We start from the raw sequence: 26,103 nt of genomic DNA, 5'->3' as shown, positions 1-26,103 counted from the left end.
AATCCAGCACCCGGTGGCAGCTTATGGCCTCATAATTAAAACTTATGACTCCCCCAAGCCATCCTTGGAGGCTCGCGTTCCGGTCGCGTCCCGCCGGAGGGGCTGCGCGCCCGCTGGGCACGGCCCCAGGGGAACTCGCTGGTCAGCAGGCACGCAAGCTGACAGACTGAAACGGTTTGATCACCCCAGGAGGACCAATGGCAGACGAAACAGACACCCCGCAGGACGAAACGCCGGCCGAGGAGGCCAAGCGCAAGTTCCGGGAGGCGCTGGAGCGCAACGCGGCGAATGCCCAGTCCCAGCAGGCACACCAGAGCCGGGCGAAGGTCCAGGGTTCCAGCAGCGGCCCCGGCGGCAAGAACAAGAAGGTCCGCCGCAAGACCGGCTGACCCTCGGATCCGAGGAGCTCAGTCTCGCCGCCACGGCGGCGGGACCGGGCGACCCGTCGTACCCCGGGGCGGGCAGTGTGCCAAATGAGCCACCCGGGTGAGTGGGGATAACCACAAGCGCCTGCAGCAGTTGATCAGCACGTCCCGCCGAGGGCAGCTATCCCATGCGACAGCGCAACCGAAGGATCCCCCACATGTTCAAGAAGTTCATGGCCACCGCAGCGGTCACCGCCTCCGTGCTGGGCGCGGGCGCCGCCGTAGCCTCCCCGGCGATGGCGATCGGCAACGACAACGGCGTCAACACCGTGAACGGCAACGGCGCCGCGCAGATCTACGGCAACCAGGAGACCCACGGCAAGATGAGCCCGCAGCTCAGTGCGGTCCAGGGCTCGCTGAACAAGCTCTGCATCGGCCTGCCCGCGAAGGTCAACGCCCAGTCCCTGTTCGCGGTCATCGCCAACATCGGCGTCCAGGACGTCAACGTCCTCGCCAACCCGCAGAACCAGCAGTGCACCGAGAACTCCACCCAGGCCAAGGGCGACGACTCGGCCTCGCACATCCTGGAGAACATCCCAGTCCTCTCGGGCAACCTCTCCGCCGGCAGCTGACCTGCCGCCGAAGCCCCGGCGTGACCCTTCACGCCGGGGCTTCGGCATGCGGCCACACGAGATCCTCTTGGTCTAGACCTTGACAGGTCCAGACCATTTTCGCTTCAGTGGCGTAGTTGCCGCCCCCACGGCAACTCCCCCCACTGAAGGAGAAGTTACGTGATACGCGCGTTTCGCCGCCGTGCCCTGTCCCTGGTCGCCGCCGCGGCCGTCACGGTCGGCCTCGCCCTGACCTTCCCCTCCTCCCCCGCCGTCGCGGCCGCCGCCTGCGTAACCCCCTGGGCCTCCTCCGCGGTCTACACGAACGGCATGAGCGCCTCGCACAACGGACACAACTGGCAGGCCAAGTGGTGGACCCAGGGCGAGACGCCCGGCACCACCGGGCAGTGGGGCGTCTGGTCGGACCAGGGCGCCTGCGGTGGCGGCGGGGGCCAGGACCCCGACCCGTCCGGATTCGTGGTCTCCGAGGCCCAGTTCAACCAGATGTTCCCGAACCGGAACTCCTTCTACACCTACAACGGCCTGGTCGCGGCGCTGTCGGCCTACCCGGCCTTCGCGCAGACCGGTGACGACACCGTGAAGCGCCGTGAGGCCGCCGCCTTCCTCGCCAACGCCTCCCACGAGACGGGCGGCCTGGTGCACATCGTCGAACAGAACACCGCCAACTACCCTCACTACTGCGACGCGACCCAGCCCTACGGCTGTCCGGCCGGCCAGGCCGCGTACTACGGGCGCGGCCCGATCCAGCTGAGCTGGAACTTCAACTACAAGGCGGCGGGTGACGCCCTCGGCATCAACCTGCTCGCGAACCCCTACCTCGTCGAGCAGGACCCGGCCGTCGCCATGAAGACGGCGCTCTGGTACTGGAACACGCAGAACGGGCCGGGCACGATGACCGCCCACACCGCCATGGTGAGCGGCGCGGGCTTCGGCGAGACCATCCGCTCCATCAACGGCGCCCTGGAGTGCAACGGCGGCAACCCGGCCCAGGTCCAGAGCCGGGTCTCCACCTACCAGCGCTTCACGCAGCTGCTCGGGGTGACGCCCGGGAACAACCTGAGCTGCTGACCGGTCGCCTTAGGGGGTGTCCGGTGGGTCAGGGCCGGGCCCGGCCCTGACCCACCGGACACCCCCTAGCGGCCGCCGTGCAGGGCGGTGGCCAGCTGGGCCCGCGACCGTACGTTGAGCTTCTGGTAGATGCGGGTCAGCCGGGCCTCGACCGTCTTGACGCTGAGGAACAGCTTCGCCGCCGCCTCCTGGTTGCTGGCCCCCTGGCCGACGAGCAGGGCGAGGCGGATCTCGGCCTCGGTCAGCGAGGCGACCGGTTCCGCGCCGCTCCCCTCGCCGGGGGCGGCGGCCGGTTCCCCGGCGAGTTCCGTCCAGGGGGTCGCGCCAGCCCGTTCGAACTCCCCGGCCGCGGCCAGGAGGGCGGCGCGGGCCGGTGCGCGCCGGCGGCGGCGCCGTTCCACCCGGGCGAGGGCCAGCAGCGTACGGGCCCGTTCCAGCGGCAGCCGCAGGGCGGCGAACCGCTGCTCGGTGGCCTCCAGCAGGGTTACGGCCGCGTCGGCCTCGCCCTGCGCCGACAGGCACAGGCCCCGGGCGCGGTCGAGGGCGGCGACCACCCCGGCGCGCCCGAGCCCGAGGGCCACGGCGTGGACGCAGTCGAGCAGCTGGGCCGCTTCCTCGGGCTCGTCCGCGGCGACCAGCGCCTCGGCCAGGTCCCCGTGCCAGCGCAGGATCGATGGGTCGACCACCTGCTGGGCGGCCTCCAGCGCGGCGACCCGGCGCAGCGTGGCCACCGCCTTCGCCGCCTCGCCCGTGGCCAGTTCGACCAGCCCGAGCGCGTGCAGGCTGCGCGAGAGGAACACCTGGTCGTGCTCCTCCTCCGAGGCCTGGATGCCGCGGCGGGCGTATCCGGCGGCGCGCGCGAAGCCGCCGCCCATGGCCTCGGCCATCGCGGCCACGTACCAGGCGGGGCCGGGTGACAGGCCCGCCTCGATGGTCAGCTCCAGGGCGCGCCGGGCGTGGGCGGACGCGGCCTCGCACCGGCCGCCGCGCAGTTCGACCTCGGTGAGGCTGCGCAGGACCTCGAAGACGTCCTCGGCGGACCCGGTGCGCTGGACGGAGGGCAGCAGGACCATCAGCTGGCGCCGGGCGTCGGCGAGGCGGTCGTCGAAGAGGGCGTGGCGGACGGCGAGGTAGCGCGGGGCGTTGCGCATCCCGAGGGGCACCTCGGGGGCGGGCAGGGCGAGGGCCTCGGCCAGGATGTCCTCGGCGTCGGAGTCGCCCAGGATGCGGCCCATGCGGGCCCGTACGGTGAGGGCCATGGCCTCGGCGACCTGGTCCCCGCCCTGGGCGGCGAGCGCGCCGGCCGCGGCCGCCGCGTCGCGGGAGCGGACGGGGTCGCCGTCGCTGAGGTTGTGCTTCCAGGCGATCCGCAGCTGGACGGCCGCTTGCAGGGCGGGGTCGCCGGCGGCGTCGTCCATGGCGTGGGCGAAGGTCTCCTCGAGGGTGCCGAGGGCCTGTCCGGCGGCGTCGATCACGGCGAGCCGGGCCCGTACCCGGTCGGCGGAAGAGGCGTCCCGGGCCAGTACGGCGCGGGTGGCGCGGCGGGCGAGATCGGCGCGGCCCGCCCAGCCCGCGTCCTCGGCGGCGGCGACGAGCCGGGCCAGTTCCTCCCCGGCCAGGTGGGAGGGCGTGCGTTCCGCGGCGAGCAGGCCCAGTTCGGCGGCGAGGGCCCGCTGGCCGCGGCGGCGGCAGGCGGCGGCGGCTTCGGTGATCTCCGCGGCGAGCCACTGGTCGGGGGTGTCCACGGCCAGCGCGCGGTGGCGTACGGCCTGGACGGGGTCGTCGACGGCGGCGGCCAGGGCGGCGTGTCCGGCGGCGCGTTCGGGCCAGCCCGCGTCGGCGGCCAGCGCGGTGGGCAGTGCCCCCGCGGTGAACTCCACGGCGCCGTCCTCGCCCACGCTGACGAGCGCGGCCCGTTCCGCCTCGGCCAGCTCCGCCTCCGCGTCGGGCCGCCCCGCGCGGCGCAGCAGGGCGGTGGTCGGGCGGGCCGCGAGGGCGGCGAGCAGCAGGGTCCGGCGGGCCCGGGCGGGGGCCGCGGCGAGGAGGCGGCGGGCCACCTCGCGGGCCGGTCCGGAGACGGGCAGGGTGTCGGCGTGGTGGGCGCTGCCGTCGCGGGCGTCGGCGAGGGACTGGCCGAGGGCGAGGGCGAGGCGGGGGTTTCCGCCGCTGGCCTGGTGGATGCGGCCGGCGAGGCGGGCGGGCAGGCCGCGGCGCACCAGCAGTTCGGCGACTTCGTCGGCGCCGAGCGGGGGGACGGGGATGGCCGGGGTTCCGGGCCCGCAGAGGGGTTCGCCGACCGCGGCTCCGCCCTGGACGCATTCGGCGACGAGGACCCGTACCCGGGGCGGGGTGAGGCGCAGGGCGAAGCGGAGCAGGTCGGTGCTCTCGGCGTCGAGCCACTGGGCGTTGTCGAGGACGAGCAGGACGGGCTGGCGGGCGGCGAGGGTGCGGAGCACTTCCACGACGGCGAGGCGCAGCGCGACGTGGTCGCGGCCCGCGCGGGGTGCGTCGGTCTCCCGGCACAGCAGGGCGATGGCGGTGCGCTGGGGGCCGGAGAGCCGCTCCAGGGCGGTGCCCGGGACGGAGGCCAGCAGGGCTGCGGCGGAGGCCTCGGGTATCCACTGGTCGGCGGCCTCGGGAGCGAGGCGGAGCACGGTCTCGCGGCGGGCCTGCGCGGCGGCCGCGACGGCGCGGGCCACCTCGGTCTTGCCCGCGCCGGCGGGTCCCGTCAGGAGGGCCCGGCCGTGCGTGGTCAGCGCGCGGTCGACCGCCTTGATCAGTTCATCGTGTCCGACGCTCGTGTCAGCGTGCCCCGTCGCCGCCACCACGCACAGCCACCAGCCTCTCGGTCCCCAGCTCCTGTGCCTTTCCTGTGAGACGCGACAATACGAGGTCAGATGCCGGGTGGACCCGGATTGTGACGCAGAATTCAGTCGGTCGCCGGGAAAACCCGTCGGACCTGCCGATACGAGGTGTATAGGCAGGTCCGCGGATTGAGATTGGTCCGTACTATCGGACCGTCAGCCGGAGTTGGGCGCCGGACCGGGGCCGGGGCGGCCGGATCAGAAGCCGAGGCTCCAGGAGTCGATCTTGCCGGTGTCGCCGCCCGCGTTGTCGTTCACGCGGAGCTTCCAGGTGCCGTTCGCGACCTCGGAGGAGGCGTTGACGGTGTAGACCTGGCTGATGTTGTCGGCGCTGCCGCCGGTGCGGTTGTGCACCGTGTAGACGGAGCCGTCGGGGGCGACCAGGTCGACCTTGAGGTCACCGATGTAGGTGTGCGCGATGTTCACGCCCACCTTGAGGGCGGCCGGGGCGTTGCCGGTGACGCCGCTGACGGTGAGGGGGCTCTCCACGGTGGTGTTGTCACCGATGGCGAAGTCCGCGGTGTTCTCGAAGGACGGGGTGACCGGACCGGAGGTCACGGCCGCGACGGTCGCGGCCGCGTCGGCGAGGCCGGTGCCGCAGCCGCCGGTGCAGGTGCCGGCCAGCGGGCGGGCGTTGGCCTTGATGGCCGACTCGATCTGGGCCGGGGTCAGCGCGGAGTTCGCCGACTTCAGCAGGGCGGCGAGGCCCGCGACGTGCGGGGCGGCCATGCTGGTGCCCTGGAAGGGCTTGTAGATCTCGGCGCCCGGGGTGGTGGTGCCACCGTTGAGGGTGGAGAGGATGCCGTTCTCGGGGGTGGTGACGGTGCCGGGCGTGTCCGTGGCGCGGCGGGTCTCACCGCCCGGGGCGGCGACGTCGATGATCGCGCCGTAGTTGGAGTAGAAGGAGCGGTCGCCGGAGCGGCTGCTGGCGGCCACGTTGACGACGTTGTTGCAGCTGGCGGGCGAGAAGCCGGCGGCGTCCGCGTTGCTGTTGCCCGCGGCCACGACGACGGTCGTGCCCCGGCCGACAGCGGCGGTGATGGCGTTCTGGTAGGACGAGGTGCAGGCGCCCGAGCCGCCGAGGCTCATGTTGATCACCTTGGCGGGGGTGGCGTTCGCCGGGACGCCCTGGACGGTGCCGCCGGAGGCCCAGGTGATGGCGTCGACGATGTCCGAGGTGGCGCCGCCGCACTTGCCGAGGACGCGGACGGGCTGGATCTTCGCGCCGTACGCGATGCCGGCGACGCCCTTGCTGTTGCCCGTGGACGCGGCGATGGTGCCCGCGACGTGGGTGCCGTGCCAGGAGGAGTCACTGGCCTTGGAGCCGATGCCGCACTCGCCGGCCGCGCTCCAGTCGCCCTGGTCGGCGGGGTTGTTGTCGCGGCCGTTGCCGTCGCGGGCGGCGCTGGAGCTGCTGATGAAGTCGTAGCCGGCGACCACGTTCGAGGCGAGGTCGGAGTGGGCGACGTAGCCGGTGTCGAGGACGGCGACGGTCACGCCCGTACCGGTGGTCTTGTCCCAGGCGGCGGGGACGTTCATGCCGGCGGTGGGCTCGAAGAGGTCCCACTGCTTGGCGTACTCGGTGTCGTTCGGGGTGGCCAGGGCGTAGGCCCGGGAGTCCGGCTCGACGTAGGCGACGTCCGGGTCGGCGCGGAACTGCGCCATGACGTCGGCGGCCTCGGCGGGGGCGACGGTTCCGCCCAGGTTGACCAGGGCGGCTCCGGTGCCGAGGCGGCGGTCGAACGTCGCCTTCTTGCCGGCCTTCTTGCCCTTGGCGGTGGCGTCGTCGGCGGCCGCGGTGTTGGAGCTGGCCTCCGTCGCCGTGGACTTGTATCCGACGATGAGGTTCTCGACCGGCGCGGTGGGGGCGACGGTGGCGGCCGGTGCGGGGGCCGGAACATCGGCGGCGACGGCCACCGAGGCGGTGGCGGAACCGGCGAGCAGGGTGACGGACATCGCCACGACGGATATGAGCCTGCGTCTGGTTGCGTGCACGGTGTTCCCTTTCGAGGGCCGTTTCCGGGCAGGCCGGAGCGGCCGGTCGGTGCAGTGTGGGAGGTGAACCGGCGGCCACGGGACCGGGAGGGGCTGGTCGAACCCGCCCCGGCCACCGCCGCGCGCCACGCTGCCCGTCCACGGCGGTGGGGCCGGGCAACGGCGTGACCGGCGATCCGCCCGGCCCGACGGCATCGCGCCATGTGGGGTTGGAGCGTGGGCTGTCGGGCAGGGGGAAGATCGCCGGTGGGCAGACAGTAGGCAACACGGGGATGAACTCGATACGGGGAAAACCCTTGTCCGGCCCCTGCCGCTCCCCCCGCGGCGCCGGGGGGCGGCCGCCGGGGCCTGCTACCGGCCGCCGGACAGCTTGCGGAAGTAGGTCCAGCTGGTCTCGTTCGGCTCGCTCCACTTCTCCGGCGCGTGGGCGAATTCGGGGTGCCGCTCGGCGATGTAGGCGCGCGTGCGTTCCGGGACCTCGTCGTAGGAGTCCAGCTTGCGGCCCCGGCAGTGGAAGGTGAGGCCGCCGGCCCGCCCGCCCCGTTCCATCCAGGGGAGCCACGGGGACATCCGCGTCCACGACATGGTCGAGGGGACGCTCGCCGCCTCGGTGGTGAGGACGGACGCGGGCGCGAAGAACTGGAAGAGTTCCAGCGCCCGGTAGGTGTCGTCGGCCGAGTTCCGCGGGTACTCCTCGACGGGCAGCGGGGAGGGGTAGGCCAGCGGGATCTCCAGGCTGAAGCAGACCTGCTCGCCGAGGTCCGTGAGGGGGACGGGGAAGGGGCGCAGCTTCTGGTTGGCCGGATCGTTCCAGACGTGGACCACCGGCTTGCCCTCCCAGGTCTCCAAGACCTCCCGGGTGAGGGGGTCCAGGTAGAAGGCGGCTTCCCTGGAGAGCAGTTGGTAGCCGCCGCTCTCCTCGTCCGTGACGAGCCGGGCGGCATTGAGCCCCTCGAAGCCGAAGAGGCGCTGGTAGGGCTCGCCCGGGGCCCAGGAGTAGACGTCGCCGGACCACCAGAACGTCACCTCGCGGCCGTCGAGCGAGGCGCGGGTGCGGGCGAAGGCGTGCAGGAGCTCAGCGGGTGTCATACGGCGTACTGTGCTCGGTCCTCCTCCGGCTCGGCAACCACCCGCGATGGTTACAGGACATGACTTGTCGCTGTATGGCGGGATCTGACGGGAAAGCGGCGGACTGACGCTCGCCATGCGGATGCCAGGTTGACGCCGGTGGCGCCACCGGCAAACGTGACCGCCATGGGGAACGAACACCGCCTGCTCACTGTCGTCATCTGCCTGGTCCTGGGCGGCGGGCTGCTCGCCGCCGTCCTGGGTGCCTCGCGAGCGGCCGGTCCGCAGCACGGGGCCGGCGCCACCGGTCCCGCACCCTCCGACTACGTGGACATCCGCGACGTTCCGGGTGCCCCGGACCGCGCGCCGGCGCCGGGGCCCGACGCCTCGACCGGCTCGGTGGCGGTGGACTGCGGCCGCAACGAGCAGGGCCACTACAACGAGGACAACCTGGTCGTCTCGCCCGGACTGCGGGCCGGGGCCCACCACACGCACGCGTACGTGGGGAACCTCTCCACCGACGCCATGTCGACCGACGAGTCCCTGGACGCGGCCGCCACCAGCTGCAAAGGCGGCGACCGGTCCACGTACTACTGGCCCGTCCTGCGCCGCCTGGACCGGCCTGGCACGCGCCCGCACGAGACCTCGGCGGGCCACGGCAACACCGGTGAGATCGTGCCGGAGGCCTCGGTCCTGGTGGAGTTCCGTGGCAACCCGGCGAGCAAGGTGGTGCCGATGCCGCGGTTCCTGCGCGGGATGACGGGCGACGCCGTCGCGCACACGGCGGGCAGCGACGCCGACGTCCGGGCCCGCTGGGGCTGTTCCGGCTCCCCCGACCGGTCCACCACCCGCTATCCCCGCTGCCCCGAGGGCGACCGGCTCACCCGCACCCTGGCCTTCCCCAGCTGCTGGAACGGCATCGACACCAGCAGCGCGGGGCACCGCTCGCACCTGCTGTTCCCCGCAGCGGGCGGTGTATGCCCGCGGGGCACCTTCCCGGTGCCCGAGCTGCGGATCTCCTTCACGTACGAGCTCCCCCAGGGCGTGCCGGTCGCGCTCGACTCCTTCCCCGAGCAGCGGCACAGCCCGAAGACGGACCACGCGATGTTCGTGAACGCGATGACCGACCAGCAGATGGCCTCGGTGGCCGACTGCCTCAACACGGGCCGCGCCTGCCGGATCTGAGTGATGTACGTCACGTGAACCGCGCGTGCGCGCAGGGCGTGTTCCGACCGCACCTGGTAAGCGAGGAAGACGGAGAGGGTGAGATGGCCGGACCACTGTGGCCCCGCACTCGGCGGGGCTCGACCGATGAGGCACTGATCAAGTCGGTGTACGAGGAGCACGGCCATGCCCTGCTCGCGTACGCCACCCGGCTGACCGGAGACCGGGCCGCCGCCGAGGACGTGGTCCAGGAGACCCTGATCCGGGCCTGGCGGCATTCCGAGGTCCTGGTCAACGGGAAGGGCTCGGTGCGCGGCTGGCTGCTCACGGTGGCCCGCAACATCATCACCGACCGGTACCGGGCCAAGGCCGCCCGTCCGCCGGAGGTCTCCGGGGAGGCGTCCGCTCCCCCCGTGGAGGCGGACCACGCCGACTCCGTGGTGGACTCGATGACGGTCCTGGGGGCACTCGACCAGCTGTCACCGGAACACCGTGACGTACTCAAGGAGTTGTACTACCGGCAGCTCAGCGTCGCGGAGGCCGCCGACAGCCTCGGCATCCCCGCGGGCACGGTCAAATCGCGCTCGCACTACGCCCTCAAGGCCCTGCGCGAGGTCTTCACGGACAGCGGTGCCAGGGGGAACGGCTCCAGAACAGGAAATCGAACGGGCAGGCCGCCCCAGCAGCCCGCCGGACTGCGTGAGGTGGTGGCATGAACCGGCAGCGACACGAGGAGGAACTGCTCGGCCCGTACGTGCTCGGCGTCCTGGACGACGAGGAGACCCGCCGGGTCGAGGAGCACATGCGCGGATGTGTGCAGTGCCGGGAGGAGGTGGCCGCGTTGCGCGAGATGGAGCTGGCGCTCGGCGAGGTGCCCGAGGAGGCGTTCCTCGACGGACCGCCCCAGGGCGGGGATCTGCTGCTCCAGCGCACGCTGCGGCAGATGCGCGGCGAGCGGGCCGGTGCGCAGCGCCGCCGGCTGGGTCTCGCGGGGCTGGCCGCTGCGGCCTCCATGGCCGCGGTGTTCTGGGCCGGCGCGCAGCTCGGCGGCGGGGATCCGGAAGCCCGGGCGCTGCCTCCGCAGCCGTCCCCGTCGGCCTCCGCGGCCCCTTCGGCGCCCCCGGCCGGGACCAAGGTGGCCTCGGCCACCGATCGGGGCACGGGTGCGCGGATGACCGTACAGATGATGCCCGCGACGCAGTGGGTGCGGGTGAACGCTGCCGTGACGGGGATTCCCCCGGGCGAGCGGTGCCGGCTGGTCGTGGTCGCCAAGGACGGTACGCGCACCACCGCGGGCGGCTGGGTCGTGGGCAGCCAGGAGAACGGGGAGGGCAAGGGGGCGTCGCTGGACGGCTCGGCGGCCGTGGATCCCTCGAACGTCAAGGCGATCCTCGTCGAGAACGAGGCGGGCAGGGCGTTCGTGTCCGTACCGGTGTAGCGGTCCCCGTCCGGGCGGTGGGGGCGGGAACGTGACAGAGCCCGGGAGCATGTCCAGCTCCCGGGCTCCTGCTTGCCACCCAATTGCGCACACCGGCGGCGTTTAAGAGTCGCGGATCATATTGAGACCGACGTGTTCTGCCTTTGAACTACCGCGCCACGAGAGAGGCGCAGGAGGGACTTGAACCCCCATCCGTCGGTGATCGTCCACGCTCGGTCGATCCGGTGTTCGGCGGCGAATGCTGAGACTGGAGCGAGAATCTGAATTTAACGGGGCCGCCTCTGCCAGGCTTGGGCCACCCCGGCACGCAGTGCCGGGGGAGGGATTCGAACCCCCAACTGACACCCCTTGTCAGCTTCAACATCAGTTTCAGCTTGCGCTCTCGCGCACCCCCCGCTCACAACGGGGGGCGATCATGGGGCTACCTGAACAGGTAGCCGAACACCGCGTCGCCGACCCGCTGGTCGCTGACCTCGGTGCTGTTGGCCTCCTCGCGGGCGAACTTGACCGCCTGCTGGAGCCGTTCCACCCGGTCCAGCAGCTCGTTCACCCTGCGGGCGGGCAGCGCGCCGGAGAACTTCACCGTCGTCCAGTACCCGACGGGGACGTCCTCGTAGTACACCTCGACCTGCGCCGGGTGCTTGTCCGTCGCCTCGGCCTTGACGTGGTTGCGCGGCACCTTCTTGGTGCGGATGGTGCGGACCGGGTCCGTCTTCCAGGAGTCCGTGGACGGGTCCAGGTTCCAGGATTCGGAGGCGTCCAGCACCGGCAGCTTCCGTACGAAGGTGTGCATGTCCGTCAGCTGCTTCTCCAGGAACAGCAGGTACGGCACGGGCACCTGCTCCAACAGCACCGAGCCGTCCACGACCACGTCCGCGGCCGCGCTGCGGTTGGCCCAGTCCTTGGTCGCCGTCACGTCGAACAGCCGCGTCAGCGTCCCCGCCGTGGCCCGCAGCACGTCCTCGGCCTTGACCTGCACCCGCGTGGACTCCGGGGGCAGTTGCTCGCCCTCCTCGTCCTTGGGCTGGTAGGTCCGGGAGATGCCGGCCAGCAGGGCGGGCTTCTGGACGTCGTGGTGAGCCTGCGAGAGCTCCTGGAGGGATTTGGACTTGACGCCCTTTTCCACTGCGATGATCTGATTCAGCTTCGGCACACGATGAACCTAACAGGAGTCCGGACGCCCGTACATGTGGATTTCGCCGGTCAGGACAGGTGGACCGGCAGGTCGAACAGGTCGTTCTGGGTCAGGACCGGCTTGTTGCGGAGCTCCTCGGGGGCGACGGCCAGCCTCAGGTCCGGGAAGCGGGCGTACAGGGCCGGGAGGGCGACCAGGGCCTCCAGGCGGGAGAGGGCCGCGCCGGGGCAGACGTGCGGGCCGTGGCCGAAGGAGATGTGGCGGTTCGGGGTGCGGGTGACGTCGAACTCCCCCGCGGTGGCGCCATGCTGCTCCTCGTCGCGGCCGATGGCGCCGAAGGAGACGATGAGGCCCTCGCCCTTCGGCAGGATCCGGTCCCCGACCTCGATGTCCTCGGCGGCGAAGCGGATCAGGACGTGCGAGGTCGGGGTGGACCAGCGCAGGGTCTCCTCGATGACGTTCTCCCAGGGCACCTCGCCCTTGAGGACGCGGGCGCGCTGATCGGGGTGGGTCTGCAGGGCGACGACCGCGTTGACGATCAGGCTGATCGTGGTCTCGTGGCCGGCCGCGACCATCAGCTGGAGGGTGTTGGTGATCTCCTCGGTGGTGAGGTGGTCGCCGTCCTCCGAGGCGGCGATGAGCGCGCTGGTCAGGTCGTCGCCCGGGTTCTCGCGCCGGGACTCCACGATGCGGGAGAAGAGCGCCCCGAGGTCCGCCATCATCTGCGGCACCTCCTCGGGCCGGGTCTGCGTGGAGAAGAACTTCTCGAAGAGCGCCTTCAGCCGCGGGTGTTCGGCGGCGTCCACGCCCATCAGCTCGCTGATCACGTTCATCGGCAGCGGGTAGGCGAACTCGGCCTTCAGGTCGACGCGTTCGCCGGCCGGCAGGGCGGCCAGCCGGTCGAGCATGCCGGCGGTCAGGGCCTCGATACCGGCCCGCAGCCTCTCCACCCGGCGTACGGTCAGGGCCTGCGCGACCAGGGTGCGCAGCCGGCGGTGCTCGTCGCCGTCGACGGTGAGCATCGAGCGGCCGGGGTTGGCGAGGCCGATCAGCGGCCAGTCCGGGGGTATCTCGCCGCGCTGCCAGGCACCCCAGACGCCGATGTCCTTGACCACCCGGGAGTCGGTGAGCAGGGCCCGTGCCTCGGCGTGGCGGGTGACGGCGTAGACGCCGACGCCGCCGGGCAGGACGACCCGTACGAGCGGACCAGCGGCGCGCAGTGCGGCGCTCTCCGCGTCGAGGTCGGCGACGAAGGGGTCGAGGGTGAGGGTCGTGGCGTCGCCGGGGCCGGAGTGGTCGATCGGGCAGGTCATCTGGTGGCTCCAAGGGCGGGGGTCGGGGTGTAGGTCACCGGGAGTTCGGACAGTCCGCGCAGCCAGGGGGACGGCCGCCGGGAGAGCGTGGCGGCGGGTACCGCGAGGTCGACGTCGGGCAGCCGGTCCAGGAGGACCTCGATGCCGGTGCGTGCGATGACCTCGGCGACCTCCTGGGCGGGGAACGGGCAGCGGTGTTCGCCGTGTCCGAAGGAGAGGAAGGCGCTGTTGCCGCCGGTGAGGGCGCCCGCGTCGGTGCGTACCCGCGGGTCGGCGTTGGCGGCGGCGAGGCCCAGCAGCACCAGGTCGCCGCGGGCGATGCGCCGTCCGGCGAGGTGGGTGTCGCGGGAGGCCCAGCGGCCGGCCACGTTCTGGGTGGGGGTGTCCTCCCACAGCACCTCGTTCATGGCCTCGCCGACGCTGTGCCGGCCGCCCGCCAGGGAGGCCTCGAAGCGGGGGTCGGTGAGCATCAGGCGCAGCGAGTTGCCGATCCAGTCGGCGGTGGGCTGGTGGCCCGCGGCCATCATCACCATGAGGTCCTGGGCGATCTCTTCCACGGTGAAGCCCGCCCGGTTGGCGAGCATGTGGGAGACGACGTCCGGGCCGGGCTCGGCCTGCTTCGCCGCGAGCAGCGCGTACATCGAGCCGCCGAGGTGGCGCTGGCCCTCCAGGGCCCCTTCCCGCCCGTTGATCATGTCGTTCATGGCGGTGACGAGACCGGGGCCCTGCCCGTCGGGGAAGCCGTAGATCCGGGCGAGGACGCGCAGCGGCAGCAGCATCGCGTACTCCCCGACGATGTCGCAGGCGCCCTTGCCGCACAGGCCGTCGATCAGTTCGTCCGCGAACTGCTCGGCGTGGCCCCTGAGTTCGAAGGGTTCCACGGACTCCAGCGCGTCGCTGATCACGGCGGCCCGCTCGCGGTGGCGTTCGCCGACGGTGTAGAGGATGGACGGCTGCTTGCGGCCGATCATCGGGAGCAGCGGCCAGTCGGCGGGGATGCGGTCCCACTGGTTCCACAGCTCGGAGTCGCGGGAGTAGAGCACCGGGTCGCTGGTGACCTGGTGGAGCTCGCGGTAGCCGAGGACCAGCCAGGCCGGTACGTCTCCGTCGAGGACGACCGGGGCGACGGCTCCGTGGTCGCGCCGCATCTCGCGGTACAGCCCGATGGGGTCGGTCTGGAACCGGGGGCCGCTCAGGGGGACGGGCTGGGGTTCGGGTGCGGCGGGGGTGGTCACGGGGTGGGCTCCGGGGTCTTCGGCTGGTGCGACCGGGCGGCCGTCTGGAGGTGCTGGACGAGGGAGATCAGGACCTGCTTGGCGGACTCCCGGGAGCGGGCGTCGCAGAACACCAGCGGGACGTCGGGCGGGAGGTCGAGGGCCGCGCGGACCTGCTCCCGCGTGTGCTGGGGCCCGCCGAAGTCGTTGCAGGCGACGACGAAAGGAGTGCCGTGGTGTTCCAGGCGGTCGATGGCGTACCAGGAGTCGGCGAGGCGGCGGGTGTCGACGAGGACGACGGCCCCCAGGGTGCCGGAGAACAGCCGGTCCCACAGGAACCAGAACCGCTCCTGGCCGGGGGCTCCGAAGAGGTACAGGACGTTGTGCGCGTCGAGGGTGATGCGGCCGAAGTCGAAGGCGACGGTGGTCGCGTTCTTCGAGGCGATCTGGTCGGTGTCGTCGACGGCCTCGCCGGCCTGCGTCATGGTCTCCTCGGTGTTCAGCGGGCGGATCTCGCTGACCGAGCGGACCATGGTGGTCTTGCCGGCTCCGAAACCGCCGACGATCACGATCTTCAGACCGTTGTCGGCGGTGCTGTGCAGGGTCTGGCGACGCGGTTCGGGGATCGCCTCAGAGGCTGCGGAGTCCAACGAGCACCTGCTCCAGGATGTCGGGGTCGGGAAGGCGGTACGTCGTACGGGGGTGCCGGGCGCTGATCCGACCGGTACCGAGCAGGTCGGCGAGGAGGATCCGGACGATGGACACCGGCAGGCCCAGATCGGCCGCGATCTCCACCACCGCCGTCGGGTACCGGCACATGCGCAGGATCGCCGCGTGCTCCGACTGCATGCCGGGGACCGGGTCGCACTCGGAGACGATCAGGGTGACCAGGTCGAAGGCGTCGGAGCCGGAGCGGCTGCGGCCGCCGGTGAGGGTGTAGAGCCGGTCCGGGGAGTCGTCCCGGCCCGGTCTGCTCCTGCTCAATCCCGGGGCCGGGCGACGAGGTGCTCGCCGAGCTGCTCGACCAGTTCGGACATGTTGTGCCCGGCCAGGCCCGCGTCGGCTTCCTCGGAGGCGACGAGCGCCAGGTGGGCCCCCTCGCCGGCCTCGACGATGAACAGGATCCCGCCGTAGAACTCGGCCATGGCGGAACGGACGCCGCCGGTTCCGTCGCCGAACTCGATGGACGCCCCGTGCGAGAGGCTCTGGATGCCGGCGGCGATCGCGGCGAGCTGGTCGGCCTGGTCGACGGAGAGCTCCGGGGTGCGGCACAGTTTGAGGCCGTCGCGGGAGAGCACGAGGGCGTGCCGGGCGCCGGGGGTGCGCTCCAGGAGGCCTTCCAGGAGCCAGCTGAGCGTCTCGTCGGTGGTGGAGCCGGTCATTGCGCGGTGCCTTCCGGGTTCTGGGGGGTCGTGGGGTGCGGCGGGGTGCCGCGGACGGCCTGGCGGAAGCTGCCGAAGCGGGTGGCCGGGCGGGGCGCCTCGGTGGGGGCGCCGTCCGTACGGGGTTCCGTACCGGCGGCGCCCGGGGCGCGCCCGGGTTCGGGCCGGGCGGCGGCCAGGGTGCGGCCGCGCCGCCGCTGGGGCAGCCCGCTCGCGCCGGTCCCGGTGACCGGGTCCGGCCCGGTGGATCCGGTGTGCGGGGCGGGGGGTTCGCCGTGCGGGGTGGGGGCGTCGGCGTGCGGGGCCTGGGGTTCGGCGTGCGGGGTGGGGGTGTCGGCGTGCGGGGCCGGGGCGTCGGCCCGGGCGTGCGTACGGTCCCCCGTGCGGCCGGCGACGGCGGGCGCGGCTCCGGGGGCCGGGGCGGCGGCGCGCTGCGGCGGGACGGCGGGCTGTGGCGCGGGGTCGGCTACGGCCGGGGCGCGGCTGATCAGCTCCTGCGGCAGCATCATCAGGGCGCCCGTACCACCGCGGGCCGAGGGCCGGAAGGACACGGTGAGCCCGTGCTTGCGGGCCAGGCGGCCGACGACGGCGAGGCCGAGGCGGGTGCCGGAGAGTCCGGCCAGGTCCAGCGACTCGGCGCTCACGGCCCGTTCGGCGCGGCGCAGCTGGACCTCGCTCATGACCAGGCCGCTGTCCTCGACGGTGATGACGATCCCGGCGGGCACCTCCTCCACGTACACGTGGACCTCGGCGGTCGGCGGGGAGAAGTTCGCGGCGTTGTCGAGGAGTTCCGCCAGGGCGTGCATGACGCCCTCGGCGGCGTGTCCGGCGACGGCGGCGTCGCTGGTGGAGTGCAGCCGGACCCGCTGGTAGCCGCCGATCCGGCCCATCGCGCCGCGCAGCACCGATTCCATGACGATCGGCTTGGCCCAGCGGCGGCCCGAACGGGCCCCGGTGAGCACGGCGACGGAGTCGGCGAGTCGGCCCGCCTGGGCGGTCCGGTGGTCGAGGTGGAGCAGGTCGCCGAGGACGGTCTCGTCGGCGTGCCGGTGCTCCATGTCGCGCAGGTCGGCCAGCATGCCGGTGGCGAAGGCCTGCATCCGGCCGGCCGCGTTGGCCGCGGCGGCCATGGCGGCGGCCCGGGCGGACCGGGCGCGGCGCAGCTCTTCGGCCAGTTGCTCGCGGGAGGCCGCCCCGGTGGCGGCCAGTGCCTCGAGTTCGGCGGCGTGGGCGGCCGTCAGGTGGTCCAGATCGGCGGTGCGGGCGTGCGTCAGCCTGTTCCGCTCGGCGGTGTGCGCGGCCGCTTCGCGTGCCGCGTCGGCGGTCAGCCGGGCGATGTGCGCGTCACGGGCGGCGACTTCCCCCTCCAGACCGGAGATCCGGCGGCGCAGCAGCCGGGCCGTGTGCGTCGACCGGACGACGGCGAAGGCCGCGACGGCGAGCAGCAGCACGCCCGCGCCGGAGAACCAGGCGAGGGGCGTGCGGACGGCCTCCGGGGCGGCGGCCACCGCCGCCGTCGAGACCGCGCCGGTGACCGCTGTGGTGATCAGCAGGGCGAGCGCGGAGTGGCGGAGGGGTGAAGGGGGCGCCGTCATCGATCAAGGCCTCATACCGGGCGGGGACGGAGGAGATGGTTTCCTGGGGTAACGAGGCCCAACTATAGGAGAGTTGCTGATCGATTTGGTGAGTACTGACCCTCATTACGTTCCGTAGTGACCAATTGAGAACGTTCTGAAGCTTTATGCGATCGTTTGGTGCGACCGACCCCGGCCTCCGACGCGGACCGATCATCACATTGCGGTCCATGACATCCTGTGACGTCACAACTCGCCGGGCGGAATCGGCGGACGTCCGGGGAATTTGGGGAAGGTCGATGAGGCTCTGCTTCCTGGTGGAGGAGCACTACCGCCACGACGGCATGCCGAACGCGGTGATCGGGCAGCTGACCGCGTGGGGTCACCAGGTGGACGTGGTGCGGCCGGGCGGCTCGCTGCTGCGCATGTCCGAAGTGGTGGACGCGGGGGCACACGACGCCTGGGTGCTCAAGACGGTGTCCGGCGGGCCGGGGCTGACTCTGCTCGAGGCCGCCGCCGCGGCCGGGATGACCACGGTCAACGACGCCCGCTCGATCCGCGGCGTACGGGACAAGGCGCTGGCGGCCGCCATCGGGCGCGGCCGGGGGCTCCCGCTGCCGCCCACGTACGCGGTGGCCCGCCCCGAACTGCTCCGGGAGATACCGGCGGCCGAGTACCCCCTGGTCGTCAAGCCCGCCGACGGCAGCTCCGGGCGCGCCGTGCACCTGGTGCCCTCGCCGGGGCGGCTGGAGGAGATGCTGCCCGGGCTGGCGGGCGAGGGCATGCTCATCGCCCAGCCGTACGTGCCCAACGCGGGCACCGACCTCAAGGTGTACGGGGTCGGCGGGGAGCTGTTCGCGACCGAGCGCTGCTCGCCGCTGCACCCCGACCCCGCCGTGCGCGAGCGTCGCGTGCCGCTGTCGGCGGAGGTCGCGGCGATCGCCGCGCAGGTGGGCTCGGTGTACGGACTCGACCTGTACGGGGTGGACGTGCTGCTGGGCCCGGAGGGGCCGGTGGTCGTCGACGTGAACGACTTCCCGAGCTTCCGTCAGGTGCCGGACGCCGCGGCCCGGGTGGCCCGGGCGGTACTGGGACTGGCCCGGGCGGGCGGCTCCACCGCCCCGTACCTGCGGCCGCACTCCTCGCTGCCCCTGTCCATACCGGTGCAGGCCTCGGCAGGGGCCGGTGACAGCGCATGAGGATCGGCCTGATCACCCCGGAACCCGGCCATCCGCTGCTGGCGGCGGCCACCGGCCTGCTGTCCCGCGAGCACACCGTCGAGGCGCTCGATCCGGTGACCGCCGACGTGCCGCGGCAGCCGGCCGACGTGTACCTGCTGAAGTCGGGGACGCCCCACGCGCTGGCCCTCGCACGGGACCTGGAGCGGCACGGTGCCACCGTGGTGAACTCCGCGGCCGCGACCACGCTGTGCCAGGACCGGACGCGGATGGCGGAGCTCGCCCGGCGCGCCGGCCTGCCCTTCGCGGCCACCCGGACCTTCGGCTCCCTCGCCGTGTGGGCCGCCGGCGCCCCGCTCTCCTCCCCCGTGGTGGTCAAGAGCCGGCACAACCGCCGGGGCGACCTCGTCGCGCGCGTCGACGACGCCGGGCAGCTGGCCCGGCTGGCGGCCGTCTGGTCGCGGGAGCCGGTGGTGGTCCAGGAGTTCGCGCCCAACAGCGGCTGGGACCACAAGCTGTGGGTGATAGAGGACCGGGTCTTCGCGGCCACGCGCCGTTCGGACCTGTCCCCGCAGGGGCGCGGCCCCAACCGGCCGCTGCCGCTGGACGCGCTGCCGGACGGCTGGGCGGCGCTGGTGCGCGAGGTGGGTGCGGTGTTCGCCCTGGACGTCTACGGCGTGGACATCCTCGACACCGGCGACGGGACCCCGCTGATCGTCGACATCAACGCCTTCCCCGGCATCCGCGGCCAGGACGGCGCCCCGGAAGCCCTGGCGGCCCTGGCGCTGCGCCGCGCGTACGAGGCGTCTGCGGGAACGTCCGGAGCGTCCAGGTCCGCGTAGCCCGCCCCCGGACGGGGGAACGGCCCCGGGCGCCCGGGGTCCGGGACGGTGTCGCGGCGCCGACGGGCGGCGGGCGCCACGAGGATCGGGGCATGGGCGTCGTCCTGCCGGTCCTCTTCGCACTGTTCGCGGCGCTGAGCAACGCGCTCGCCACCGTGCTCCAGCGGCGGGCCGCGCTCACCGTGCCACAGAGCGACGGCTTCCGGATCGGGCTGGTCCTCGACCTGCTCCGCCGGCCGCTCTGGCTCGTCGGGATCCTGGCCGTGATCGCGGCCGGCGTCGGGCAGGCCCTGGCGCTGGCCACCGGGGCACTGGCCCTCGTACAGCCGCTGTTCGTGCTGGAAAACTGCCGCTCGCGCTGCTCATCGCCTCACTGATGGCCCGTCAACGGCTCTCCGGGGCCCTGTGGCTCGCCGTGGCCGGGGTGGTGGCCGGGCTCGGGATCGTCCTGATCGCCGCCTCGCCCGAGGGCAACCGTACGCACGTCCCGCTCGACCGGTGGGGCCTGTCCCTGGCCGTGTGCGCCGCCGCGGTCGCCGTCCTGGCCGCGGCCGGGCTGAGCCGCCCGCCGGGCCGTGCCCGGGCCGGCTGCCTCGGCGCCGCCACCGCCGTCTGCTACGCGCTCACGGCCGCCCTGATGAAGTCCGCCGTGCACATCCTCGACGAGCGGGGCCTCGGCGCGTTCCTGACCACCTGGCAGACCTACGCCTTCGGCGCGACCGGCATCTGCGCCCTGCTGCTGCTCGAACACGCCATGCAGGGCGGCCCGCTGGTCGCCTCTCAGCCCGCGCTGACCCTCGGCGACGCGGGCGTCAGCGTCGCACTGGGCGTGGTCCTCTACGAGGAGCACCTGCGGGCCCACTGGTGGGTGGTCCCCCAACTGCTGGGCGTCGCCCTGATCTGCGCCGGGGTGCTCGCCCTGGCCCGGGCGGAGGCGGGCGCCCCGTGACCCGCCACGGCTCGGCAGCCCGCCACCGGTGAGCGGGCCGGACAAGGCCGGGTAGCGTGCGGGGCAGTCGAACGGAGGGCGGGATCGTGCGCGCAGTGGTCTTCGAACGGTACGGGGAGCAGCCCGAGGTCACGGAGGTGGCGGATCCGGTTCCGGCGGCGGGCGGGGTGGTGGTGCGGGTGGAGGCCACCGGACTGTGCCGCAGCGACTGGCACGGCTGGATGGGGCACGACCCGGACATCGTGCTGCCGCACGTGCCCGGGCACGAACTGGCAGGCGTGGTCGAGGCGGTGGGCACGGGCGTGACCCGCTGGCGGCCCGGGGACCGGGTCACGGCTCCGTTCATCTGCGCCTGCGGCAGCTGCCCCGACTGCGCGGCCGGTGACCACCAGGTGTGCCCGCGGCAGACGCAGCCCGGGTTCACGCACTGGGGCTCCTTCGCCGAGTACGTGGCCCTGGACCACGCCGACGTCAACCTGGTGGCCGTGCCCGAGGAGCTGTCGTACGCGACGGCCGCCGGGCTCGGCTGCCGGTTCGCGACGGCCTTCCGGGCCGTGGTCGTGCAAGGGCGGGTGGCCGCGGGCGAATGGGTGGCGGTGCACGGCTGCGGCGGGGTGGGGCTCTCCGCCGTGATGGTCGCGGCAGCGGCCGGGGCCCGCGTCGTCGCCGTCGACACCGCGCCCGGTGCGCTGGAGCTGGCGCGGAAGTTCGGCGCCGCGCACTGTGTGGACGCCTCCGCCCGCGCCGATACGGCCGAGGCCGTACGGGAGGTGACCGGCGGGGGCGCGCACCTCTCGCTCGACGCCCTGGGATCGCCCGCGACGGCGGCGGCCTCGGTGGCCGGGCTGCGTAGGCGCGGGCGTCACGTGCAGGTCGGGCTGCTGCCTGCGGCGGCCGGCCCGGCCGTGCTGCCGATGGAGCGGGTGATCGGCTGGGAGCTGGAGATCCTCGGCAGCCACGGGATGGCCGCGCACGCGTACCCGCCGATGATGGAGATGGTCCGGGGCGGTCTGCTGCGCCCGGACCTGCTCGTCACGTCGACGATCCCGCTCGACGCGGCCCCGGCCGCCCTGGCGGCGATGGGCACGGCCCCGGGGCGCGGCGTCACGATCATCCTGCCGGGCGCCCGTACCCGGGCCTGAGGCCGCGGGGCGGCAGCGCGCCGGGCCCTGCCGCCGCGCCTGCCCGCCGCGCCTGCCCGTCGCCCGGACGGAGGGGAGCCCGGGCCGACGGCACCGGTCCGGCCGGACCGTCCGCTCAGGTCAGGTCAGGTCAGCTGCCGCACCTGCCGAGGCAGACCCTCGGCTTCTTCTCCGGGGCCTCGGTGTAGGTCATGTACTCCCAGTCGTGGGCCGAGGCGCCCACCACGGTGTCGGCCCAGCCGTCCTGGTAGCGGGCGGAGCCGTCGGCGGTCGCCTTGCCCTGCCAGGCGACCGCCGTGCCCGCCGTGCAGTCCACCGACTGCCGGAGCCAGCCGCCGACCTTCCTGCCGCCCTGCTGCTGGACCACGTACACGTGCACCGCGGCCCACACGGACTTGTTGCAGCGCAGGGTGCCGTGGAGCACGGCCTCGCCCTCGGGGGTGACGCCGCCGGTCCGGGCGGCCGTCACCGCCAGCGTCAGCGGCGGCGAGGCGGGCGGGGCCTGGATGCGGACCGACCCCCGGGAGGCCGCCGCGCTGCCCTCGCAGCGCTGTTCGAAGTCTGCGTCGAGGAAGTTGAGCCAGCCCTGCGGACCCCAGTCGACCCGGTGCACGGTAAAGCTGCCCGAGAGGCCGGTGCAGTAGCGGCCGTCCCCGGAGAAGTCGAGTCCGGGCGCGTTCTCGTGAAACGGGAAGAGGGTGGCTCCGGCGTAGGTTCCGGCGGTGAGCCGCCGGCCCGCCGGGGCACCGAACGCCACGTACCACCAGGTGTCGCCGTCCCGGACCCGGATCTCCGCCATGTTGCTGCCGGTACTGCGGTAGACCAGGAAGCCCTGCCCGGGGGTGCCGAAGGACTCCGACCGGCCCTGGGTGACCTCGTCTCCGGGGTCACCGCTGAAGGTGAACGTTCCCTCGGAGACGGGCTGTTCGATGGTGGGCAGCTCCGGCGGGTCGTCCGGGGCCGCTGACGCTGAGGTGCGGGCGTACCGCGGGCCGTGGTCCGCCGCCGTGGACCGCTCCCCGGGTCCGGGCGCCGTCCCTACGGCGGCGGTCCGTGCGGCGGCCTCCGCGGTGCCTCCCGCGGCCACTCCCCCGGCCGCGAGCCCCACCAGCAGTCCCGCCGCCGCGACGGCGCGTACGAGCGTGTGGCGCATCGAGCTCCGTGCCATTCGGATCCCCCCTGGATTCCGCTGTCATGGTGGTGCGCAGCCTAGGGCGTGCCTTGCCTATGAGGCCGGGACGGGAGGCGGAACGGCCGGAAGCGGGTGGGACTTCGCGGCGGGGGCTAGTGCGTCCCGGCCATACGGCGGCGGCGACGGCGGCGCGCCGTGGTGAGGGCGGTTCCCGTCGCCGCGAGCAGCAGGACCGCCGACACCGTCAGGATCCAGACCGGGATGCCGTCCCCCACCGTGAGCAGCTTGTCGCGGTAGATCACCCGCCGGTACGGGGTGTCCTTCGGGGTGGCGCGCAGCTCGTGGTCGCCGTCGATGCGGCCGGGCTCGGGGAAGCTCTGGTCGATCGCGGTGAGGAACACCTTCCCGCCGCCCGCGAGTTCGGCGAGCGGGCCCTTCTCGGGCGCGATGGTTCCCGCGAAGGTCACCTTCGGTGCGTTCCCGCCGATCGGGGAGGCGGGTTCCATGCGGTGGTCGGCCAGTACGTACAGGCCGAGCGACTGGCCTGTCCTGGCCATCCGCGACAACCGCATCGGGTAGACCAGCCGGTCGCTGTCGAAGCGGATGCTCAGCGGGTCCAGGTCGCCCCGTAGCGGCTTGCCCGGCTCGCGCGGGGCGAGGCGTACGGCGACGTACTCCCACTTCTGGTCGACGTACGGCTTGACCTCGGCGGCGAGGCGCTCGGGCAGGGTGAAGCCGTTGGACTCCAGCCAGTTCTTCAGGGCGTCGGGGTCGGTGGCGGTGAGGCGGGCCACGTCGAAGTCGCCGAGCTGTTCGCGGCCGACGACGCCGACTCCGGTGTCCGCGCTGCCCGGCATGGGGGCGCCGGCTCCGTCGCGGCGGCCGGAGGAGAAGGGCCAGTCGCGGTTGCGGGGCCAGAAGTAGCTACGGGTCCTGCGCTCGGGCCGGGTCATCCAGGCGAGTTCGTCGAACACCTTCCCGTCGCCGAGCTCCACGGTGGCCCGCCCGGGGACGGGCATGATCCAGGCGGCGCGCTGGGCGTCCCCGCCGACGGTGAACCGCATCACGATCCGCTCGGTGCGGCCGTCCCAGCGCACGACGGACGTCTCCCGGTCGACCCCGATCCGGGACCGGCCGTCGGGGACCATCGCCCCGCAGCCGCAGGCGTAAGCGGGGCTGATCAGCGACCCGAGCTGGGTCACGAGCAGGGCGAACAGCAGGGCGAGGATTCTTCGTTTCATACGCACGGGATCTCAGACGAGGGTCCCGGGGGATCCGGTTCCGGGCCCTGGTGAACGGTCCGTGGAGGGTGCCGCTGGCCCCCGGCCTGGCCGAATCGCATACTCCTCCCATGAGAGGGACGGACAAGCGCAGCAGCCCGTTGGTACCCGACGCTGTGGCGGCGGAGATCACACGGCACGACTGGGACGGCGTGGAGTGCGGCTGCGGTCGTTCCGCGCTGCATCTCGAGGAGACCCTGTGGGCCGCGGCGGAGGGGCATCCGGCCGCGTTCCGGGCGTTGCAGGGGCACGCCTTCGCGGGGACCCGGCTGGCGCCGCCCGCTCCGGCGGTGGCCGGGGTGCTGATGGCCGTGTGGACGGCGGGCCCGCCGCGCCGGGCGACCCGCGAGGCGCTGCTGTGGACGCTGCTGGCCCTGCTGGGCGCGCAGGACGACGGGACCTCGCACGAGGCGGGGCTGTACGGGCAGTGCTCCGCGTTCATCCGCAGGGGCCTGCCCCAGCTCCACCGGGAGGCGGCGGGCGCCCCGGGGTCGGTGACCGCCGCCTACGCCGAGGGCATCGTGGACATCCTCGGCCTGCGGACCTGAACGCCCCGGCGGACGGCGCGGATCCCCGCGGGTCCGGCCGCGCGTCACGGCACCAGGCAGGCCCTCAAAAGGTCGGGGGTGACCTCCTCCAGGGACCCGGCGAAGGTGCGCGGCGGCGAGGCGGGCACCGCCAGCAGCGACGGGACCACCAGCACGGCGCATCCGGCGGCCTCGGCCGAGGCCGCGCCGTCCGGCGAGTCCTCCACCGCCACGCAGGCGCCGGGTGACAGGCCGAGGCGTCGGGCGGCCGTCCGGTAGGGGTCCGGGTGCGGCTTGGTCCGCTCGGTGTCGTCGGCGGACACCGTGAAGGCGAAGGGGACGTGGGCGAGCGAGCCGCCGACCACGGAGTCCACGACCACCCGGGGCGATGCGCTGACGAGGGCGAAGGGCACGCCCTCGGCTTCCAGTGCGGCCAGCAGCCGCTGGGCTCCGGGCCGCATGGGCGCCCCTTCCTCGACCTGGCGGAAGAAGTGGGCGGTGAGCGCGGCGGCGACCTCGGCCGGGTCGCCCGTGCCGGCGGCCCGTACGAGGTGGGCGGCGGTGTCCTCGACCGCGCGGCCCACCACCTCGGGCGCGTCCGCGGCGGTGAGCCGGTGGCCGAGGCCGCCGGCGATCTCCTCGGTGGTCCGCCACCAGATGACCTCGGTGTCGACCAGGGTGCCGTCCATGTCGAACAGGACCGCTGCGAGCGCGCTCACGCGGGCCCGGCCACGACGAGGACGGGCCGCTCGGCCAGGCCGACGACGGCCCGGGCGCCGGGGACGAGTGCGCCCGCGTCGCGGGAGGGCAGGTCCGCCTTGACGGGGACCGCGCCGGGCAGTTCGAGGTGGAGCCGGGTCACGGAGCCGAAGAACGAGGCGGAGACCACGGTGGCCGGGCCCTCGGGATCGGCGACGGCCGTCACGTTCTCCGGGCGTACGAGGACCTCGACCTTCCCGCCGGCCGGGACCGTCGGCACCGGGCCGTCCACGGGCAGCCGTGCTCCGGCGACCTCGACGAGGCCGGTTCCGGTGAGCTGTCCGGGGAGCCGGTTCATGGTGCCGACGAACTCGGCGACGAACGGGGTCGCGGGGCGCTCGTAGAGCTCGGCGGGGGCGGCGCACTGCTCCAGCTTCCCGGCGTTCAGGACGGCCACCCGGTCGGCCATCGACAGGGCTTCCTCCTGGTCGTGGGTGACGAACACGGTGGTGATGCCGAGGGAGAGCTGGAGCCGGCGGATCTCCTCGCGCAGGTTCGACCGCACCTTGGCGTCGAGCGCGGAGAGCGGCTCGTCGAGCAGGAGCACGCGCGGGCGCAGGGCCAGGGCGCGGGCTAGGGCGACGCGCTGCTGCTGGCCGCCGGACATCTGGTGCGGGTAGCGGTCGCCGTGGTCGGGCAGGCCCACCAGGTCCAGGAGTTCGGCGGCCCGCTCGCGGCGCTGCGCCGCGCCGACCTTGCGCACCCGCAGGCCGAAGGCGACGTTGTCGCGGGCGCTGAGGTTCGGGAAGAGGCTGTAGGACTGGAAGACCATGCCGGCGTCGCGGCGGTTGGCCGGGACTCGGGTGATGTCCCGGCCGTCCACGAGCACTTCTCCGGAGTCGGGCTGCTCGAAGCCGGCGAGGACCCGCAGGGCGGTGGTCTTGCCGCAGCCCGAAGGGCCGAGCAGGGCGAGGAGTTCGCCGGGCTCCACGGTCAGGTCGAGTCCGTCGAGGGCGACGGTGGAGCCGAACGACCTGCGCAGGCCGCGGAATTCGACGCGCGCACCCACGGGGCCGGCCGTGCCTTCGGGGTCCCCGGGCTTCCTGGACGCGGGAAGGGCGGTGGGCGAGGTAGGCATGGGG

At 73.5% G+C, this 26,103-nt stretch carries 24 protein-coding genes and 1 pseudogene; 11 read left to right on the top strand and 14 right to left on the bottom strand.

Annotation, left to right across the window (positions count from 1 at the left end):
* The first annotated feature begins 197 nt into the window (after nucleotides 1-197).
* The 3 genes from OG447_RS22310 to OG447_RS22300 all read left to right on the top strand — a co-directional run bounded on the left by OG447_RS22310 (nucleotide 198) and on the right by OG447_RS22300 (nucleotide 2,065).
* Entirely contained in the window at nucleotides 198-389 is a 192-nt protein-coding gene (locus OG447_RS22310) for a DUF5302 domain-containing protein (protein WP_266938631.1), read from the top strand.
* A 194-nt stretch (nucleotides 390-583) separates the two neighbouring features.
* Nucleotides 584-997, top strand: coding sequence for a rodlin (locus OG447_RS22305; protein WP_266938630.1), 414 nt, complete (start codon nucleotides 584-586; stop codon nucleotides 995-997).
* A 228-nt stretch (nucleotides 998-1,225) separates the two neighbouring features.
* Nucleotides 1,226-2,065 carry a glycoside hydrolase family 19 protein gene (locus tag OG447_RS22300; RefSeq protein WP_323181839.1) on the top strand — a complete coding sequence of 280 codons (840 nt, stop codon included), beginning with the start codon at nucleotides 1,226-1,228 and terminating at the stop codon, nucleotides 2,063-2,065.
* A gap of 65 nt (nucleotides 2,066-2,130) precedes the next feature.
* Here the strand turns inward: OG447_RS22300 and OG447_RS22295 are convergent, their stop codons facing one another.
* From OG447_RS22295 to OG447_RS22285, 3 genes are all read right to left on the bottom strand, one after another.
* Nucleotides 2,131-4,893: a LuxR family transcriptional regulator gene (locus OG447_RS22295; RefSeq protein ID WP_266938628.1), complete on the bottom strand. Its 2,763-nt coding sequence runs from the start codon at nucleotides 4,891-4,893 to the stop codon at nucleotides 2,131-2,133.
* A gap of 234 nt (nucleotides 4,894-5,127) precedes the next feature.
* Entirely contained in the window at nucleotides 5,128-6,885 is a 1,758-nt protein-coding gene (locus OG447_RS22290; protein ID WP_266938977.1) for a S8 family serine peptidase, read from the bottom strand.
* Nucleotides 6,886-7,275: 390 nt separating this feature from the next.
* On the bottom strand, nucleotides 7,276-8,013 hold the full coding sequence (locus OG447_RS22285; RefSeq protein WP_266938627.1) for a DUF1838 family protein: 738 nt from the start codon (nucleotides 8,011-8,013) through the stop codon (nucleotides 7,276-7,278).
* 165 nt (nucleotides 8,014-8,178) lie between these two features.
* Between OG447_RS22285 and OG447_RS22280 the strand changes: the two genes are divergently transcribed.
* The 3 genes from OG447_RS22280 (at nucleotide 8,179) to OG447_RS22270 (ending at nucleotide 10,594) form a co-directional block, all read left to right on the top strand.
* Nucleotides 8,179-9,177: a DUF1996 domain-containing protein gene (locus tag OG447_RS22280; RefSeq protein WP_266938626.1), complete on the top strand. Its 999-nt coding sequence runs from the start codon at nucleotides 8,179-8,181 to the stop codon at nucleotides 9,175-9,177.
* An 83-nt stretch (nucleotides 9,178-9,260) separates the two neighbouring features.
* The gene (locus OG447_RS22275; RefSeq protein ID WP_266938625.1) at nucleotides 9,261-9,872 is read left to right on the top strand and encodes a sigma-70 family RNA polymerase sigma factor; all 612 of its coding nucleotides are present in this window, start codon (nucleotides 9,261-9,263) and stop codon (nucleotides 9,870-9,872) included.
* The gene (locus tag OG447_RS22270) at nucleotides 9,869-10,594 is read left to right on the top strand and encodes a zf-HC2 domain-containing protein (protein ID WP_266938624.1); all 726 of its coding nucleotides are present in this window, start codon (nucleotides 9,869-9,871) and stop codon (nucleotides 10,592-10,594) included. The genes OG447_RS22275 and OG447_RS22270 overlap by 4 nt, the downstream gene beginning before the upstream one ends.
* Before the next feature lie 421 nt (nucleotides 10,595-11,015).
* Here the strand turns inward: OG447_RS22270 and OG447_RS22265 are convergent, their stop codons facing one another.
* From OG447_RS22265 to OG447_RS22235, 7 genes are read right to left on the bottom strand one after another with little or no spacing between them, the layout of a single operon-like run.
* Nucleotides 11,016-11,747: a hypothetical protein gene (locus tag OG447_RS22265; protein WP_266938623.1), complete on the bottom strand. Its 732-nt coding sequence runs from the start codon at nucleotides 11,745-11,747 to the stop codon at nucleotides 11,016-11,018.
* Between the two features lie 50 nt (nucleotides 11,748-11,797).
* Nucleotides 11,798-13,042, bottom strand: coding sequence for a cytochrome P450 (locus OG447_RS22260; RefSeq protein ID WP_266938622.1), 1,245 nt, complete (start codon nucleotides 13,040-13,042; stop codon nucleotides 11,798-11,800).
* A complete protein-coding gene (locus OG447_RS22255; RefSeq protein WP_266938621.1) occupies nucleotides 13,039-14,277 on the bottom strand; it encodes a cytochrome P450 in 1,239 nt (412 codons plus the stop codon). The genes OG447_RS22260 and OG447_RS22255 overlap by 4 nt, the downstream gene beginning before the upstream one ends.
* Nucleotides 14,274-14,906 (bottom strand): ATP/GTP-binding protein, encoded by a 633-nt coding sequence (locus tag OG447_RS22250; RefSeq protein WP_266938620.1) that lies wholly within the window; start codon nucleotides 14,904-14,906, stop codon nucleotides 14,274-14,276. The genes OG447_RS22255 and OG447_RS22250 overlap by 4 nt, the downstream gene beginning before the upstream one ends.
* A complete protein-coding gene (locus OG447_RS22245) occupies nucleotides 14,887-15,240 on the bottom strand; it encodes a DUF742 domain-containing protein (protein ID WP_266938619.1) in 354 nt (117 codons plus the stop codon). The genes OG447_RS22250 and OG447_RS22245 overlap by 20 nt, the downstream gene beginning before the upstream one ends.
* The gene (locus OG447_RS22240; protein ID WP_266938618.1) at nucleotides 15,237-15,638 is read right to left on the bottom strand and encodes a roadblock/LC7 domain-containing protein; all 402 of its coding nucleotides are present in this window, start codon (nucleotides 15,636-15,638) and stop codon (nucleotides 15,237-15,239) included. Before OG447_RS22240 ends, OG447_RS22245 begins: the two co-directional genes overlap by 4 nt.
* Nucleotides 15,635-17,233 carry a sensor histidine kinase KdpD gene (locus OG447_RS22235; protein WP_266938617.1) on the bottom strand — a complete coding sequence of 533 codons (1,599 nt, stop codon included), beginning with the start codon at nucleotides 17,231-17,233 and terminating at the stop codon, nucleotides 15,635-15,637. Before OG447_RS22235 ends, OG447_RS22240 begins: the two co-directional genes overlap by 4 nt.
* Before the next feature lie 278 nt (nucleotides 17,234-17,511).
* Here OG447_RS22235 and OG447_RS22230 point away from each other — a divergent pair, with 278 nt between their 5' ends.
* The 4 genes and pseudogenes from OG447_RS22230 (at nucleotide 17,512) to OG447_RS22215 (ending at nucleotide 21,323) form a co-directional block, all read left to right on the top strand.
* Nucleotides 17,512-18,411: a RimK family alpha-L-glutamate ligase gene (locus OG447_RS22230; RefSeq protein WP_266938616.1), complete on the top strand. Its 900-nt coding sequence runs from the start codon at nucleotides 17,512-17,514 to the stop codon at nucleotides 18,409-18,411.
* Entirely contained in the window at nucleotides 18,408-19,232 is an 825-nt protein-coding gene (locus OG447_RS22225; protein ID WP_266938614.1) for a RimK family alpha-L-glutamate ligase, read from the top strand. The genes OG447_RS22230 and OG447_RS22225 overlap by 4 nt, the downstream gene beginning before the upstream one ends.
* A gap of 92 nt (nucleotides 19,233-19,324) precedes the next feature.
* Nucleotides 19,325-20,181 (top strand): annotated as a pseudogene (locus OG447_RS22220) (DMT family transporter).
* 86 nt (nucleotides 20,182-20,267) lie between these two features.
* The gene (locus OG447_RS22215) at nucleotides 20,268-21,323 is read left to right on the top strand and encodes a zinc-dependent alcohol dehydrogenase family protein (RefSeq protein WP_266938613.1); all 1,056 of its coding nucleotides are present in this window, start codon (nucleotides 20,268-20,270) and stop codon (nucleotides 21,321-21,323) included.
* Nucleotides 21,324-21,453: 130 nt separating this feature from the next.
* On the opposite strand, the gene OG447_RS22210 is transcribed toward OG447_RS22215, so the two are convergent.
* Nucleotides 21,454-22,476: a hypothetical protein gene (locus OG447_RS22210; RefSeq protein ID WP_266938612.1), complete on the bottom strand. Its 1,023-nt coding sequence runs from the start codon at nucleotides 22,474-22,476 to the stop codon at nucleotides 21,454-21,456.
* 131 nt (nucleotides 22,477-22,607) lie between these two features.
* Entirely contained in the window at nucleotides 22,608-23,696 is a 1,089-nt protein-coding gene (locus tag OG447_RS22205; RefSeq protein WP_266938611.1) for a DUF2330 domain-containing protein, read from the bottom strand.
* 110 nt (nucleotides 23,697-23,806) lie between these two features.
* Here OG447_RS22205 and OG447_RS22200 point away from each other — a divergent pair, with 110 nt between their 5' ends.
* Nucleotides 23,807-24,283: a hypothetical protein gene (locus OG447_RS22200; RefSeq protein WP_266938610.1), complete on the top strand. Its 477-nt coding sequence runs from the start codon at nucleotides 23,807-23,809 to the stop codon at nucleotides 24,281-24,283.
* 44 nt (nucleotides 24,284-24,327) lie between these two features.
* Here the strand turns inward: OG447_RS22200 and OG447_RS22195 are convergent, their stop codons facing one another.
* Both OG447_RS22195 and OG447_RS22190 read right to left on the bottom strand, forming a co-directional pair.
* On the bottom strand, nucleotides 24,328-24,981 hold the full coding sequence (locus tag OG447_RS22195; RefSeq protein WP_266938609.1) for an HAD family phosphatase: 654 nt from the start codon (nucleotides 24,979-24,981) through the stop codon (nucleotides 24,328-24,330).
* Nucleotides 24,978-26,099 (bottom strand): ABC transporter ATP-binding protein, encoded by a 1,122-nt coding sequence (locus tag OG447_RS22190; protein WP_266938608.1) that lies wholly within the window; start codon nucleotides 26,097-26,099, stop codon nucleotides 24,978-24,980. Before OG447_RS22190 ends, OG447_RS22195 begins: the two co-directional genes overlap by 4 nt.
* Nucleotides 26,100-26,103 lie beyond the last annotated feature (4 nt).

This window comes from Streptomyces sp. NBC_01408 (assembly GCF_026340255.1).
GTDB lineage: Bacteria > Actinomycetota > Actinomycetes > Streptomycetales > Streptomycetaceae > Streptomyces.
The sequence above is the reverse complement of the archived record's forward strand: the minus strand, read 5'-3'. Positions and strand labels throughout refer to the sequence as shown.